This is a genomic window from Methylobacterium sp. E-046 (assembly GCF_022829625.1).
GTDB lineage: Bacteria > Pseudomonadota > Alphaproteobacteria > Rhizobiales > Beijerinckiaceae > Methylobacterium > Methylobacterium longum.
This window is the reverse complement of sequence record NZ_JAKSYP010000251.1, coordinates 52395-66420: the sequence shown is the minus strand read 5'-3', so window position 1 is coordinate 66420 and position 14026 is coordinate 52395. Positions and strand designations below refer to the sequence as shown.

General features: G+C 64.4%; 16 protein-coding genes. 4 read left to right on the top strand and 12 right to left on the bottom strand.

Features of this window, described 5'->3' with window-relative positions:
- Position 1: 1 nt before the first annotated feature.
- Complete coding sequence (locus MKK82_RS27120) at positions 2 to 718, top strand: hypothetical protein (RefSeq protein WP_243987459.1); 717 nt, start codon at positions 2 to 4, stop codon at positions 716 to 718.
- A 111-nt stretch (positions 719 to 829) separates the two neighbouring features.
- Here MKK82_RS27120 and MKK82_RS27115 read toward each other — a convergent pair whose 3' ends face one another.
- Both MKK82_RS27115 and MKK82_RS27110 read right to left on the bottom strand, forming a co-directional pair.
- Entirely contained in the window at positions 830 to 1300 is a 471-nt protein-coding gene (locus tag MKK82_RS27115) for a hypothetical protein (RefSeq protein WP_243987458.1), read from the bottom strand.
- Between the two features lie 71 nt (positions 1301 to 1371).
- A complete protein-coding gene (locus MKK82_RS27110; protein ID WP_243987457.1) occupies positions 1372 to 2943 on the bottom strand; it encodes a radical SAM protein in 1572 nt (523 codons plus the stop codon).
- 326 nt (positions 2944 to 3269) lie between these two features.
- On the opposite strand from MKK82_RS27110, the gene MKK82_RS27105 reads away from it, so the two are divergent.
- The 3 genes from MKK82_RS27105 (at position 3270) to MKK82_RS27095 (ending at position 4600) form a co-directional block, all read left to right on the top strand.
- On the top strand, positions 3270 to 3503 hold the full coding sequence (locus tag MKK82_RS27105; protein ID WP_243987456.1) for a hypothetical protein: 234 nt from the start codon (positions 3270 to 3272) through the stop codon (positions 3501 to 3503).
- Positions 3504 to 3805: 302 nt separating this feature from the next.
- Complete coding sequence (locus tag MKK82_RS27100; RefSeq protein ID WP_243987455.1) at positions 3806 to 4183, top strand: hypothetical protein; 378 nt, start codon at positions 3806 to 3808, stop codon at positions 4181 to 4183.
- Positions 4184 to 4366: 183 nt separating this feature from the next.
- Entirely contained in the window at positions 4367 to 4600 is a 234-nt protein-coding gene (locus tag MKK82_RS27095) for a PadR family transcriptional regulator (RefSeq protein WP_243987454.1), read from the top strand.
- Positions 4601 to 4663: 63 nt separating this feature from the next.
- On the opposite strand, the gene MKK82_RS27090 is transcribed toward MKK82_RS27095, so the two are convergent.
- The 10 genes from MKK82_RS27090 to MKK82_RS27045 form a co-directional block, all read right to left on the bottom strand.
- The gene (locus MKK82_RS27090) at positions 4664 to 5872 is read right to left on the bottom strand and encodes an acyltransferase family protein (protein ID WP_279603302.1); all 1209 of its coding nucleotides are present in this window, start codon (positions 5870 to 5872) and stop codon (positions 4664 to 4666) included.
- A 1321-nt stretch (positions 5873 to 7193) separates the two neighbouring features.
- The gene (locus MKK82_RS27085; RefSeq protein WP_243987452.1) at positions 7194 to 7667 is read right to left on the bottom strand and encodes a hypothetical protein; all 474 of its coding nucleotides are present in this window, start codon (positions 7665 to 7667) and stop codon (positions 7194 to 7196) included.
- Positions 7664 to 7957 carry a hemolysin XhlA family protein gene (locus MKK82_RS27080; protein WP_243987451.1) on the bottom strand — a complete coding sequence of 98 codons (294 nt, stop codon included), beginning with the start codon at positions 7955 to 7957 and terminating at the stop codon, positions 7664 to 7666. The genes MKK82_RS27085 and MKK82_RS27080 overlap by 4 nt, the downstream gene beginning before the upstream one ends.
- Positions 7958 to 8127: 170 nt before the next feature.
- A complete protein-coding gene (locus MKK82_RS27075; RefSeq protein WP_243987450.1) occupies positions 8128 to 8451 on the bottom strand; it encodes a hypothetical protein in 324 nt (107 codons plus the stop codon).
- Positions 8375 to 8824: a hypothetical protein gene (locus MKK82_RS27070; RefSeq protein WP_243987448.1), complete on the bottom strand. Its 450-nt coding sequence runs from the start codon at positions 8822 to 8824 to the stop codon at positions 8375 to 8377. Before MKK82_RS27070 ends, MKK82_RS27075 begins: the two co-directional genes overlap by 77 nt.
- Positions 8824 to 9879, bottom strand: a complete 1056-nt coding sequence (locus tag MKK82_RS27065) for a peptidoglycan-binding protein (protein ID WP_243987446.1) — start codon at positions 9877 to 9879, stop codon at positions 8824 to 8826. Before MKK82_RS27065 ends, MKK82_RS27070 begins: the two co-directional genes overlap by 1 nt.
- 10 nt (positions 9880 to 9889) lie before the next feature.
- The gene (locus tag MKK82_RS27060; RefSeq protein ID WP_243987444.1) at positions 9890 to 10123 is read right to left on the bottom strand and encodes a hypothetical protein; all 234 of its coding nucleotides are present in this window, start codon (positions 10121 to 10123) and stop codon (positions 9890 to 9892) included.
- Entirely contained in the window at positions 10123 to 10542 is a 420-nt protein-coding gene (locus tag MKK82_RS27055) for a septal ring lytic transglycosylase RlpA family protein (RefSeq protein ID WP_243987442.1), read from the bottom strand. Before MKK82_RS27055 ends, MKK82_RS27060 begins: the two co-directional genes overlap by 1 nt.
- A 103-nt stretch (positions 10543 to 10645) precedes the next feature.
- Positions 10646 to 12778 carry a fibronectin type III domain-containing protein gene (locus tag MKK82_RS27050; protein ID WP_243987440.1) on the bottom strand — a complete coding sequence of 711 codons (2133 nt, stop codon included), beginning with the start codon at positions 12776 to 12778 and terminating at the stop codon, positions 10646 to 10648.
- A gap of 82 nt (positions 12779 to 12860) precedes the next feature.
- Entirely contained in the window at positions 12861 to 14021 is a 1161-nt protein-coding gene (locus MKK82_RS27045) for a hypothetical protein (protein ID WP_243987439.1), read from the bottom strand.
- Positions 14022 to 14026 lie beyond the last annotated feature (5 nt).

The following is a 14026-nucleotide window of genomic DNA, read 5'->3' as shown; positions in this document are numbered from 1 at the left end:
CATGCTTGCGGACGAAGGCGACACCACCGCTTATTCCGGCGCACTAAACACCGACATCCATCTGCCAACAGAGTGGATCTCGTCGCTTGTTACCTTCATCGCATCTGCTCTCCCTGCTTGGCGCGACGATCCCGCCCGGCGTGCAGAGAGCGGAGAGACTAAACTCTCCGCGCAACTGTGCGCCCGCCTTAATAGTGTTTGCCGGCACACGCCTGGCTGGGATTTTATACAGTTCCGACGCGAGGAACCAGATGAAACCGACGGTCGCCGCTCAATCGACTTAATCGCAGGGGCCGCGGGCATTGTCATCTGGATTACAGGTCGGTCTTATAACGAGTACCAGAGCCTCATTCCAATTGAGTGCAAGCGCCTACCAGTCCCGGCCTCTCCGGACCGGGATCAGCGCGAGTATCTTATTAGCAACATCAGTACGACGGGCGGTGTTCAGCGCTTTAAGGCAGGTCATCATGGCGCTGCGCACGAGCGCGCAGCCATGATCGGTTATGTTCAGGAGCATGATGTTTCTCACTGGCACACCACTCTCAGCCAATGGATCGACGACATAGTTGCTACACCTGTCGTCGGGTGGTCGAAAGCTGATAAATTTACAATGTCGGATCATGATGTAGTAAGTCGTGTCGCAACACTTACGTCCGTTCATGATCGAAAGCCTGGCATGAAGCCAATCAAGATCGACCATCTCTGGATTGAAATGTAAGCTGCGGAAAATTGGAGCTACTTGCGCCCCATTGTGCAAGTCGGGCCATCCGATAGAATTGCGACCAATAGGCGTTTCGAGTGCCGTCATGCCGCAATGACAAAAGGCGCCTCAGCCGAAGCCAGGGCGCCCAAGGGTGTGAAGTAGGGTGTGAAATGGCGACAGCAGGCTATTCAGCTCCGCCGGCGCGCTCACATCCGGCATCCGTAGCGGCACGCGCAGCAGGCCGAAGGCGTCGGGATAGTACACCGTCATCTCCAGCCGAACTGCCGCCGAGGCTGGGACGCGGCCGAGATCCACGCAGTAGCGCTTGTGGAACGGCCCGATCGGCGTCGCGCCGATGCTGCGCCACGGGATGCCGTCCGCCTCGCCGTAAACCGCCACGACCATGCGCCCGGCGATGCCGCCCGCGTACAGGAACACGTCGAGGTCGTCGGTCGAGCCCTCGCGGACCTTGAGGCCGGACAGATCCCAGCACAGGCGCTCAGCTGTGCGCACGACCTGGTCGACACGTAGCTCGGTGCGGACGGGCAAGAGGCCGGCCGCCACGTGGGGGCCGGCCAGGAATGCGATGAGCAGCACCCACGCGACGACGCGGGCGGCCAGCGCGGCGGCGAAGCTAAGAGCGTGCGACCGCTCTAATTACGGATCGATCAGGCGCCCAGCCGGGCCTTTGCCCCATGGATCAGGTAGCTGTCGGGATCGTTGATGTCGCGGACGAACGGGCATGTCCTGCAGGACGGCGGCGGGTTCGGAGAGTTCACCGACCAGCGCAGTTCCTGGTAGCGGGGGCCATTCCAAATCTCCTCCATCGTGTTGTCGTGGAGGTTGCCCATCTTCAAGCCGGGCACGCAGCAGGCGAGCACGTCGCCGTTCCCCAGCACTCCTGCGCCACGCCACGGTATGGAGCAGTGGCGGCGCTCACCGACCTCCTCCATCCCGAACGGCTCCGGCAGGAAGAAGTGATTGATGCCGAGTTCCCTCGCGAGTGCGATCCACTCTGAGCGCACCGCGTTGAAGCGCTCGCGCTCGTGCCAGAGCGACTCCTCCTCCATCTCCGGCGTGAACGCCATGAGGTGCCGGACGTAGACGATCTCGACGCCCACCGCGCTCGCCAGACGCAGGAAGTCGGGAAACTCGTCGATGTTACTGCGCATGAGGACGTAGCTGATGGCGATGCGGTGCGTGCCGCCGATGCGCTCTCGCGCCTCCACGCTGGCGCGGACGTTCTCGATCACGTCGGCCAGCGGCGGCGCTCCCTTGCGCACGCGCCGGAACGTCTCGTCGGTCGCGGCATCCAGGGAGATGCTCAGGTGGTCGAGCTTCGAGCGTGACAGACGCTCGCTGGCCTCCCGGGTGAGATGGGTGCCGTTGGTGTCGATGACGAACGGCACGTCCAGGCCGATCAGGAAATCGAGTTCGCCGCCATAGCGCGCGTCCGCCCAGAGGATGTCGCCGCTGTAGTCGCATGCGAGTTCCTTCAGGTGCCCGGCCGCGGCCCAGGACCGGATTTGGTCCCGGATCGACTCGGGCACACGCTGCACCGACTTGCGCGTATCCCGCGAGATGCAGTGGACGCAGTTGAGGTTGCACTGCGTCACCGGGCTCCACATGAGGTGCGTTGGGACCGGCGTATCGGCCGTCAGCGGGGTATAGGTTACCCGGGCACGCAAGCCGTACTGAAGCTGATCGTACTGCCGGCAGTACAGTGCGACGTGCCCCTGCAATCGCTCTGCCCCGCTCGACAGCCATGCGGTGGCGGCTGCTCCAGCCCGGGAGCCGACGGCCTCGATGGAAAGGGTGAGCAGGTCACCGGAGCGGACGTCCGGCCGGCGGAGGTTCAGCGTGACCTCCATATTGTCGGCTATCTCCTCCGTGGCGAGCGTGAGTTCGACAAGAAGCTCCTGGTGCTCGTCCTTGAGTGCATGGAAGTAGCTGCGTTGGCGGGATCCGAAGACGCTCGTCCACGAGCGCAGGCGGGGCTTGAGGTCGCGCGGCACACGTGAGAGGCGCAGCCTCACCTCGCCTTCGGGTTTGCGTCCCCAGGTAGCCAACCCCACGGTCACCGCAGATAGGAAGTCCGCCTCGGCGCGGAAGAGTTGGGTCAGGATGACGCCCGGCACCAGCTCGTCTGCGGGCCTTTCCGTACTCATCATCTCTGCCCGCCTCGCTGCATTAGTCGGCTGCCGGGTGGTTGGCACGTTGCCCTTGCCCGCGCTGATCAAGCGCCGCTTCCCAGCTGCCATAAGCTTTCGACCATCGGCGGCAAGAATATGGCCCTGCAGTTGTTAGGAGCAGACAATCCAATGCTGAGGATGCCCGGGTGCTACACCGGCACGGCGAGGCATGCTCGGACAAGCGCTCGATCTGCTCGCGTCAGGAGTAGAGGGCGGGCAGGTGGTCGGCGGGTGCAAGGCTGGCTGATGTGACAGCGTCGGTAGAGGCAAAGCCTTGATGACCGGTTTGTTTGGCCCCGCCCCGATCTGCTCACGGGGCGGGGGAGCGCCGCGCCCCCTGTCGCTGCAACCGCCGGTCGGTACACTGGTGGACGATGCACAAGCTCGCACCCACCAGCCTGTACCGCCTTCAGACCTTGGCTCAGACCGGAGCACGCTTCTACCGGGTGACCGCCTACATGCGGCGCCTGGAGGTGCTTGGCCTGGTGGCGGCAACCGGGCGAACGGATCCGGATAGGGACAGCGCCGAATACGAGATCACCGACGCTGGTCGGTCCGAGCTGCAAGAGCGCTTTGGCGAGGACTCGTTAAAGCCCATCGAAGGCTGAGCGACACCGCTTCGACCACTGCCGTGCGAGCCTTGCGCGCCGCAACGGCTACGTCGGCTCACGGGCCGGGGGAGCGTCCGATTTCACCAGCGATGAGCCGAGCCGATACGCGACGTGGCTCGGAGGCATGGCACCAAAGCCGAATTAGCGAACCGGTCGCCGCTTTGCTGGTGTAGCGTGCCACATCAGGCCACCAGCAATGCGGTCAATAGACGTACTAACCCATTTAATACTGCGTATGCCGCTAGATCGTGAAACGTTGGCCCCTATTGTGATTGGCCATCTCTCTTGCGGACAGGCATATGGCGGACGGACAGGCACGCATTCAGCATGGATCGGTGCGAGGCGAGGCCCTCGTCGCGGCCTGGAACCGCTCGGATCGTGCTTACGTCATCGACCAGCTGGCCGCGACAGTGCGATTGGAGGCTGCCCGCCCGAAGATGCGGGAGCCAGTCCCTCTTTTCCGCCTGACCACCAGGGCCGAGTTTGAGGCGGAGTTAGAGGCGTATCCGGGGCTGCTGCCGGTCTTCAGGATCGTCGGCTTGTTCGAAGACTCCAACACCATCTGTCTGGTGCTTGAGGATACCGACGGTGACGCGCTGGCTGTGACAATCGAGATAGACGAGGCCGGCAGGATTGATCGCATCGTGAGCTTCCGGGAAGGCGCCGAAGGGGACTGAAACGAGCCAAGCTTTCGCCGGCAGCACCGCTTGAACGAATAGCGACTGAGTAGCCTGTCAGCTCGGCGACCTCGGTAGTGAGCATCCCAGCCGACTCGCTTAGCCCCGCCCCGATCTGCTCACAGGGCGGGGGAGCGCCGCGCCCCCTGTCGCTGCAACCGCCGGTCGGTACACTGGCGGACGATGCACAAGCTCGCGCCCACCAGCCTGTACCGCCTTCAGACCCTCGCCCAGACCGGCGCGCGCTTCTATCAGATGAGCGCCTTCTTGCGACGGCTGGAGGTACTCGGCCTCGTCGTGACCACCGGGCGAACGGATCCGGGGACGAAGAGCGCCGAATACCAGATCACCGATGCCGGCCGGATCGAGCTGCAAGAGCGCTTCGGTTCGTCCTCGACGCCATCGGTTGAAGGCTGATCCCACCAGCGATTGGGCGAGCCGAGACTCGACGTAGTGCGGATCGAGGATGATTGATCCCACTCACCGATATGGGATTGGCACCGTAAGCGGGACTTCCTGAGTTGGGATGGGTGGCTCGAATGATGCCAAAGGTTTGCTCACGGCGTATCCTACGAATTTCCGCTGTTTTCCGAATAAACGATGACGCATATAATTTTCAGCAGCCAGAATTATTGCACTCGTTGCAACTACGACGCAAATTACAAACTCAAATTTGAGCAAGGAACTATTAGTGTACCTCAAATGATACGTCAGAACTATACCGAGAGTATAATGATTGAGATAAAGCGGATAACTCAGATCACCAAGGAATCTTATCGGCTTGCTTAAGCGAAGCCGTGAAATCACGCTAGGCGTAGCTTTCGACAGCAGTGTCACTATGATTACAGCAACACATGTTAGCCAAACAAAGACCGTTAACAAGGTTTTTTCAGCTTCTAACTCAGAAGAAGAAATTATTTCCGCGACGCAAAATATTGAGCAGGTCAAGGCAAGAACAGCAATTTTTATACAACGTTTTCTTTTCAAAACGGATATGTAAATTCCGAGCGCGAAAAATACCCCATACCTCAGCAAAAACAACTTAAATGGAAATCGATGGAGAACTGACAAAGCAATATCGTTATTGTAGTCGAACAATCCGACGGTGAAGGAAAATAATATCAAATTATATGTGACGCTGAAGATGGCAATTGCAGCAGCAAGCGTTTCCAGCCGATTTTTGCTGGACCTAAGGATGGTAAGTGCCACCAAGGTATAGAAGAAGACTTCTACGATCAGAGACCAAACTACACCGTCGACGTATGGCCCCAAAGGAAGAAGCAGGCTTGATTTGATAAACGCATCCAACAGTGAAATCCAGTCCTGCTGTATGGAGCACAATGCCAAAAAGCTGACCGAACTGGACATCCAAAGCGTAGGAATAATCCTTTGCGCTCTGCGCCGCATAAAACCTTTTGCAGCACTAAATCCGGAGCCCGTAGGAACGCTGGTCGCTATAACTAAACCTGAAATGACAAAAAATATTTCAACCCCAACTGCGCCAACATTATAAAATTCCCAAAGAAAGCCATAAGCTCGATTTTCACCCTTCGTGACTGCAATGTTATTTGATGAATAGGATGCGAAGTGATTCAATAAGACTATCGATGCAGCAAAAATTCTGATCAGATCTAGTGCATAGTAATGGTTGCTATCTACATTGCTAGTCGCTCTTTTGGGGGAACTCATTAACGGACCTTTGTCAAAGCGTTACCCAGTTGTGAGGCGCAGGGTAGCATAAGTTTTTTTCCGTAAAATCGAACCCAGGCGCTTGTCACTTTGGATCAACCCACAAATCGATAATCAACGTTAATAATAGCCGTTATGGTGCTCGAGTGATCTTGCACCAAGATGGATAAGCACGATTTGGGAGCTCAATTCAGCTTTGAGGGATTAGCTTGTCAGCATCTAGATCTGACGCCGGGCCAAGCAACGGTCGAATAATGAGCAATTATTCTCGGCGATCCGAGCCTTATCAGATCCATCGAGGGAATAAACTGACTTGAGTAATGTTTGGCCGAAATTGAGGCTCAGCCCGGCGCACGGTCGCGACCATGAGTAACAAACGGTCGGATCTGGTTGGGCTTCTCAGGCTCGGAGTTGTGGGGTGTGCAACCGTGCTCTTGTGCGAACAATCGAGCTGACAGCGAAAAAAACCCGCCGCGGCGCTGAACCGGGCGGGCTTTCCGGATCCATGCTTGGGGGGTTAAGGGCTCGGATCCGGCGCAATCCTACCGCGGAAACGGGCAAAGAAAAACCTGCCGCGGCGCTGGGCCGGGCGGGCTGGACGCAATACGGGAGCTCGTTCAGCCGCCGCCGCCACTGCCCCCGCCACTGCCGCCCGTCGACCGCGACCCACGGGATGGCTGGCCTGCATTACCCCCCGCGGCGGAGCTCGACGAACCGCGTCCGCCAGTGTTGTTCGTGATAGGGCTGCCGGCCGACCTGGCCGACTTCATGTGACGCGAGCGTGCGTCAGCGGATGTCGTCATTTGGGTCATGACGAAGGATGACAGGGCTAGGGCGCAGGCGCCAAGTAGAAGCTTCTTCACGGTAGATCTCCGATGCACTCGATACCGGACAACCCGTGGTGGAAACATAATATCCCCATTACTCTGCCTGTCTCTCACTCTCGGCGAGCCAGCATGTCCGGGGACCTGTTCCCATAGGCAAAGCGACCGAAGAAAAAGCCCCACGCGGCGGTGCCGGCGGGGCTGAAGGTTGGTTTCGTGGGGACGTTGAGGTCTTGTCTACGCGCGACGACGCGAGCGGTTCCCGATCATGAAGACGGCGGCGTCGGGTGTTCCAGATCGTTTACGCTCCCTGCCCACAACCGGGCTGGGCTGCGGGCAAAAGGAAGCCCTGCGCGGCAGTGCCGGCGGGGGTGAGGTGGCGTTCAGACAGTAAACGGAGTCAGGGCTCGGTTTAATCCAGGCATCCTGAAACGACGAAAGGCGCCCCGGCCGAAGCCAGGGCGCCTTAAGGTGTGAAGCGGGGCGTGATGCGGCAGCTACTCGGCCACGGCCGGCGCGCTCACATCCGGCATCCGCAGCGGCACGCGCAGCAACCCGAACGCGTCGGGGTAGTACACCGTCATCTCCAGTCGCACGGGTGCCGAGGCCGGGACGCGGCCGAGATCCACGCAGTAGCGCTTGTGGAACGGACCGATCGGCGTCGCGCCGATGCTGCGCCACGGGATGCCGTCCGCCTCGCCGTAGACCGCCACGACCATGCGCCCGGCGATGCCGCCCGCGTACAGGAACACGTCGAGATCGTCGGTCGAGCCGTCGCGGACCTTGAGCCCCGACAGGTCCCAGCACAGGCGCTCGCGGGTGCGCGCGATGCGGTCGACGCGCAGCTCGGTGCGCACGGGCATGAGGCCAGCCGCCACGTGGGGGCCGGCCAGGAAGACGATGAGCAGCAGCCACGCGACGACGCAGGCGGCCAGCGCGGCCTTGTAGGCCCGGAACTCGGCGCCGCTCATGGGTGGCTCGCCCTGGCGACCCACCACACCAGGCCGCCGACGCCGGAGACTGAGGCGGTGATGAGGGCACCCGCGATCGTGCGGATGAGCCAGGTCTGCGCCCGCTCCAGCTTGTCGATCCGGCTCTCGGCCGCTGCGAGGTCGCGCGTCGTGGCGTAGGCGGCCAGCGAGGCCACGAGGTTCTTCACGTCGTGGGCGAGGTTCTTGATCTCGGCCGAGACCGAGCCCTCGAAGCGCGCGAACGCGACCTCCATCGCGGGCCGGCCGTGATCCGATCCGGTGTCGGGCATGATGGGCCCCCATGGCCTGAGAGGCGCGCGCCGGCGTTCCGGTCGCGCGGTGATTGGCACGGACCGGCCTCAGGTGAGAGGCAAGCCGCGTTGGATGTGATGGGTGAGAGGGGACGGGCGCGGGTGAGACCGGGAAGGCTCGCGAAACTTTCGCGAGCCTTGGTCGAGCCTCAGGGCTTGGCGAAGTCGCGCCGGACCGCGGCGATCCAGGTCAGCGCCCGCTCGCCACAGGCGGCCTTGGCGCGGTCCAGAACCTTGGCCCGTCCGATGATGCGCACGATGTCAGCCCGGGTCAGCGATCGATCCGGAATTTCCTGGAAGGCTTCGCGCAGGCACGCGGCCACGCCCTCGGGCGGTGCTGGCAGCGTCACACGGATGTCGGCCGGTGCGGCCGGATCGATCGCGGGCAGCTCGGCCCTAAAGCTTGCGCAGGCGCTGAGACCAAAGCCGAGGCAGGCACACGCCATCGCGGCGCGGATCACGAGCGAGCGCATCGGTCAGTTCCTTGATCTTGGAGAGGTCGGCGGTACGGGCGACCTGGTCGCGGGCGCGGAGCTCCAGCGCCTCGTGGGTGATCGCCTCCGCCTTCTCGGCCCGCAGCTGCTCGGCTTGCAGCGCCACGGCGTGATCGTGCACGAGCATGCGGCGGGCGCCATCGGCCACGGCCGCCTGCCAGCAGAAGGCGAAGGCCGCGACGCCGGCGGCGGCCGTCAAGGTGACGATGCGCAGGCGCGCGGGCAGGACGATCCGCCCGATCACCAGGACCGCGAAGGCGGCCGCGAGGATCTTGAGCGTCACCGGCGAGATCGCCGCGAACAGCAGGGACGCGAAGCCCACAAGGATGCTGGTCCAGGAGAAGTCGAACATCAGGCGCGCGCTCCGGTGAGCTTGGGGAAGCGGCACGCGAGGAACCCCGGCACGGGCCGGCCGGCATCGTCCCAGCGCGCGTAGAGGGCGTAGAGGGCGCCGGCGACGATCAGCGCGCCCATGACGAAGCCGAAGACGGTTCCGGCCGAAATCTGGGCCTGCGCGCTCTCAGCCTGGTCCTTCAGTTCGCTGACGCTCTGGGCGACCTCGGCGAAGCCGAAGGACCCGGCCACGCCCGCGCCCTGGACCGTGCGGCTTTGGGCGAGGTTCGCATCCTTGGTCGGCACCGCCAGCGGCTCGGCGGTGTCGAGGGCGGCGAGCGTGTCGTCGTCGAGCTCGCCCGTGACGGGAAGGCCCGCCTTCTTCTGCAGGAGCTGCACGGACGCGGTGGTGCGGTCGCCGTGGTCGCCGTCAACGGCACCGACGGGGTAGCGTAGCGCCTTCAGCTTCGCCTGGGCCGGGATCACCCGCAGCGCCGCCTTCGCCTTGGCGAGGTAGGCCCGGCATTCCGCCAGCCCGACCGTGCCGCCGTTGATCCGGCGGCGCAGGGCCTCGACGTCGTCGGCGTCGGCGAGCGCGTTGCAGTCGTGGTCGGCCCAATAGGTGAGCGCGGCGGCCAGCGCCGGACCGGGCGTGCGCAGGCGGTCCGGGTCGGCCTCGAACCCGGCGGCGCGGTAGTTCGTGCGCCCCGTGGTCTGGAGCGCACCACCGCCTCGATAGCGCCATCCGTCGCCGGGACGGACGTTGCCGAGCCGGCCACCGTAGACCTTCTCGGCCAGCGCCTTCGGGTTGCGGGCGTAGGGCTTGGCCGCGGCCAACGTCGGGAAGCGCGCAGGCCAGACCTTGCACAGCCGCTCGGCGGTGTAGGACAGGCCTTCCTCCAGGCGCGCCAGGCCGCCGGTCTCGGTGGCCACCTGGGCGAGGAAGTGGGCGAGGCGCAGCGGCGTGGTGATCTCCGCGGCCGCGATGCGCGCGTCCGCGGCGATGAACGCGGCGATGAGGTCGGCGCGCGCACCCGGGGCGACGGCGGGAAGGATCCGCTTCCAGTCGGTCATGGGACGATCCTCAGAACAGGATGGTGAAGCGCAGGCGCAGCGGCGTGAGATCGTCGAGCTCCAGCGTACGCAGGCGCTCGCCGTCGCGGATGAGCGTGCCGTCCGGTGCGATCGGGCCAGCCCGCAGGAAGGCCGACATGTTCGGGCCGGGCGGCAGGCGTGGCCTGGGCCGAGCGACGCTGGGCGTGGCGTCGGTCGCGAGGTGCAGGGCGGCGGCGATCGCCGCCAAGAGGTGGCGCCGCATCACTCCGCGCCGGCGACGCGCCCGCCGGACTGCAGGATGTCGAGGCGCGCCCGGATGATGCCGCGGTGGATGATGCCGAGCTGCTCGGCCGCGCCCTGCGCCAGATCGAGGGCCCGGCGCAGACGCGGGTGCGGCCCGCGATCGTTCACCGTGACCTCGACGCTGCGGCCGGTGGCGAGGTCGGTCACCCGCACCCGGGTCCCGCACGGCAACGTCCAGTGCGCCGCCGTCATGCCCTGCGGATTGTAGCGGCCGGCGAGGTGGCCGACGGTCCGGCGGCTGCAGGCGACGTCGTTCCGCGCCTGCCCGTGTTCGGAGCCGTACCAAGACACCCGCCCCTCGAGGGCGTGGGCCGGCGGGGATGCGAACCACAGCGCGCAAGCGACTGCGGCCCGCAGCGCGAGGCGCTGCAGGAGCATGGTGGTCTCCGTAATGTCAGGAAGCGCGAGGCGCGCGTTCAGCGGGCCGGCATCAGGGCAGGAACGCCCCGCACAGCGTTAGCCATGGGGGGCGGGGCGGCTATTAGGCTCCGCCCACCGTCGCAGTATTGTACGGGCCGATCAGAGACACGTCGTCCAACGTGCCCGAGAACCCGCTGCCGCCCGGAATGCATTGCATTCCGGTCACGCCGCTTCCCACCAGAAGGCGAACTGTAAATGTTCCGCCAGCAAAACGCTCCGTGTCGGAAACTCCGCCCGTGCCCGTAAGCTGTACCACCAAGCTGCCCGCGGTCAGTGTAAGGGTATATTTTAGCTCGTAATACTTACCCGCCGTGGGGGTGAGGCTCTGGTTGATGCCGTCATAAGCCGGCGTGTTCGCGAACGTGGCTTTGCCGGCGGACACCGACTTGCCGTTAAACCCGAAGTTGTTCCAGCTCGTCGTGCCGCTGGCGAAATCGCCGTTCTGGACGATGTTCGTCGGGGTGGCGCTGGCCTGGGTCGTCGCGCTCGCGGTGTTCGATGCCGCCCCGACACCATCGCTGTTTACCGCCCGGACCTGGAAGGTGTACGCCGTGCTCGCGTTCAGGCCGATGGCGATCTTGTCGGAGGGGAGCGCCGCCCACGTCGTCCCGCCATTGATCGTGTACTGGTAGCCGGTCGCGCCGGTGGCCGCTGTGAACGTGAGCTGCACCGTCGAGGCTGATGCCGCGGCGGCGCTCAACGTGCCGACCGCGCCCGGGAGCACGGGCGGCGAGTTGAAGGACGCGAACGTGCCCCCGGTGCCGCTCTGCACGAGACCGGATCGCATGTTGGCGGTGTAGAGTGTACCGCCCTTGTCCGCACCGACATCGTAGGCGTTGCCAGTCGAGATACAGCCATCGAGCCACATCTTCGCGGTCTCGGCCGAGTTGGGCGCGTAACCGGCGTTGAACCCGGTGCTCTGCGCCCCCGTCTGGCGGCAGCTCAGCGCCTGACATCCCAGGTTCCAGGTCTGGGCGGCCTGGATGTCGTGGAAGGCGCGGTTCAGCGTGCGGGCGGCGATCGTGTTCACGCGCACACCGATGGATCGCATGTGGCAGGACGAGGCATTGTCGCTATCGTCGCTCTGACTGGAATTGCCGTTCCAGTCCGCCGTGCAGTCGATCTCGTGGAAGCGCAACACCGCCGTCGCGCTGGGGTCGAGAGCGGAAGATTGGTCGTAGTTGAACCCGTCCTTGTAGCTATAATCCGAAACGTGGCGCAGATGAATGATCGTCCCGGCGCCATCGACGTTCACGCCGTTGATGCATGAGTACAGGGTCGATCCGTCCTGCGCGACATAAGTGATGCCTCGGTTCTCGCTGTTGCCTTGGTTGATCGCGAGATAAAGCGGGCAGCCACCCCAGAGGTGAACATCGCGCGTCCAGAACTGCTCGACGCCCTGATAGCGTCCGCCGAGATAAAGGTTGCGCGCAGACGCTTGGTTGGTGTTGATGCCGCCGGCCATCACGACGATGTTGCTATCGGGCGCGCGACCGTTCGCCGTCTGAACGTAGAACTTCTTGTTGGTCGTATCGAGCCAGCACGCCCCCAAGCCGTACTGCGTGGCCTGAGCCTGAACGCCCGCGACGATGGCCGCTTCGTTGGCGTAGGTTGAGGCGGGCGGCGCGTAGAGCAGCGCCTGCGGGAAGCCTTTGGCGTTCAGGATGGAGAGATCCGCACAGCCGGGGCTGGGGACCTCGGTGGTGTACGTGCTGACGTAGACACTGCCGGACACGAGCGAAAACGCCGGCATGACCTGATCGTGCAACGAGACGATGCGGCGCGCGGAGGCCGCCCCGCCCGTGAGCACGGTCCCAGTCGCGTCGCACGGCTCGATGATCGCGTGCCCGTCGTAATACTGGCCCGCGAAACTGTCCTGGATGCCGGTGCCGTCCACGCTGGAATAGCGGTAGGTGCCGGCCTGCACGAGGATGCGCGGCGTGGCAGCGTTCCCGAGGGCCTGCGCTCGCACCAGCGCCTGCTTAAGCGAGCGCAGGCGGTTGGCCCAGGACAGGCCATCCTTGGCGTTGTCGCCGCCGGCCCCGACGTAGAGCGTCTGCGTCGCGGTCGGCTTGAGCGCCGCCGCGTCGAAGGTGTGGCCGTACCAAACCGAAAACGGAGACACATACCGATAGATGCTGAAGGGCGGTGTGTAGCCGTAGCCGTTCGGCGGGATGAGCAGCAGCTGCGCCACAAGTGGCCCAGGCCCGCCACGGTTCGCGCGTGACGAAGCCCCGGCGCCTACGCCCGTCGACGGACCAGCCATGAGAAGTCCCTCAGTACGAAATCACGGATGCGGTCCCGCCGGCCGAAGCCGCAGCGAGATAGATGGCGGCGGTGGTCCGGCCGGATGCGTCGAAGGTGAAGCTCTCGCCGGCGGGTAAGGGATGCCCCGTGCCGTAGGCCGCCCCGAGCGCCGACACGATCTCAAGGGCGATCGAGCCGGTGTTCCGAACCGTGCGGCGGTTGGTGGTATCGGCGGCCGAAACGAGCACGCCCGTCGTGCCGATGCCGGTGGTGCGCTGGACCGCGTAGGCGCTGGTCGCCCCCTGCGTGACGGGGACCGGCGACTGATCCGACGCGATGGTGACCGGCGTTGAAGCCGCCATCGCGGCCTGCCCCTTGGCCGGAACCTTGCCGTCGATGTTCGAGAGGCTCGTGTTGCCGGCGGTCTGCAGGGCGCTCGTGGATGCGCCGGCCGCGAGGTTGCGCACCTGCTCGATGATCGCGCCCGCTGCCGGGGCTGAGGCCAGGGCCGCGCCCGTGGTCAGGTTGTGCCAGTAGGCCGCCGCGATGGTGTTGGTGCGGGTGTCATAGACGATGACGCGGGCGACGATATCGCCCACCGACGTGCCGGTGCCGCCCGTGGTCACGTCGAACAGCGCGGTCTCGACGACCCGGGTATTGCCGCTCGCCGCCGGCACGAGGTTGGCGACGACCGGGCTGGCCGCATTGCCGGCCATGTCGGTGAAGGTCACGGTGATGACGCCCGTGCCCTCGTTGGCCGTCTCCCGGCGCACGTAGAAGCTCGCGCCATCGGTGACGAGGCTGCTCTCGAAATCGACCTGGGCGAGCAGCGCGGCCTTGATCGCCTGCAGGGTCACCTCGGTCGCCGCGCCCGATGCGAGGACTGGGGCGCCGAGCGCCGTCAGGATCGACTGCAGCGTGGCGTCCTGCGCACCCGTGTTCGGCGCATCATAGAGCACCATCATCGCATCGCCGTTGGCGTGCGCGCTGGTGTCGAAGGCGAGCGTGACCACGCTGCCGGTGAGGGCAGAGTACCCGAGCCCGGCGGTGCCGACGGCGTAGACCACGGCACCGCGGGTCAGGTTGAGCACGGCGAGCAGGCGCCGCACGTCGAAGCCGGTCGTGCCGGAGAAGTCGAGGGTCTTGGCCGACGCGGTGAACGTGTAGCCGGAGGTCAGGACGGTCTTCATGGGGC

Coding starts and splice junctions, on each gene's coding strand:
- MKK82_RS27100 (WP_243987455.1), top strand. CDS start 3,806: ATGGCGGACGGACAGGCACGCATTCAGCATGGATCGGTGCGAGGCGAG.
- MKK82_RS27060 (WP_243987444.1), bottom strand. CDS start 10,123: ATGCGGCGCCACCTCTTGGCGGCGATCGCCGCCGCCCTGCACCTCGCG.
- MKK82_RS27105 (WP_243987456.1), top strand. CDS start 3,270: ATGCACAAGCTCGCACCCACCAGCCTGTACCGCCTTCAGACCTTGGCT.
- MKK82_RS27095 (WP_243987454.1), top strand. CDS start 4,367: ATGCACAAGCTCGCGCCCACCAGCCTGTACCGCCTTCAGACCCTCGCC.
- MKK82_RS27065 (WP_243987446.1), bottom strand. CDS start 9,879: ATGACCGACTGGAAGCGGATCCTTCCCGCCGTCGCCCCGGGTGCGCGC.
- MKK82_RS27045 (WP_243987439.1), bottom strand. CDS start 14,021: ATGAAGACCGTCCTGACCTCCGGCTACACGTTCACCGCGTCGGCCAAG.
- MKK82_RS27055 (WP_243987442.1), bottom strand. CDS start 10,542: ATGCTCCTGCAGCGCCTCGCGCTGCGGGCCGCAGTCGCTTGCGCGCTG.
- MKK82_RS27085 (WP_243987452.1), bottom strand. CDS start 7,667: ATGAGCGGCGCCGAGTTCCGGGCCTACAAGGCCGCGCTGGCCGCCTGC.
- MKK82_RS27080 (WP_243987451.1), bottom strand. CDS start 7,957: ATGCCCGACACCGGATCGGATCACGGCCGGCCCGCGATGGAGGTCGCG.
- MKK82_RS27075 (WP_243987450.1), bottom strand. CDS start 8,451: ATGCGCTCGCTCGTGATCCGCGCCGCGATGGCGTGTGCCTGCCTCGGC.
- MKK82_RS27120 (WP_243987459.1), top strand. CDS start 2: ATGCTTGCGGACGAAGGCGACACCACCGCTTATTCCGGCGCACTAAAC.
- MKK82_RS27070 (WP_243987448.1), bottom strand. CDS start 8,824: ATGTTCGACTTCTCCTGGACCAGCATCCTTGTGGGCTTCGCGTCCCTG.
- MKK82_RS27090 (WP_279603302.1), bottom strand. CDS start 5,872: ATGAGTTCCCCCAAAAGAGCGACTAGCAATGTAGATAGCAACCATTAC.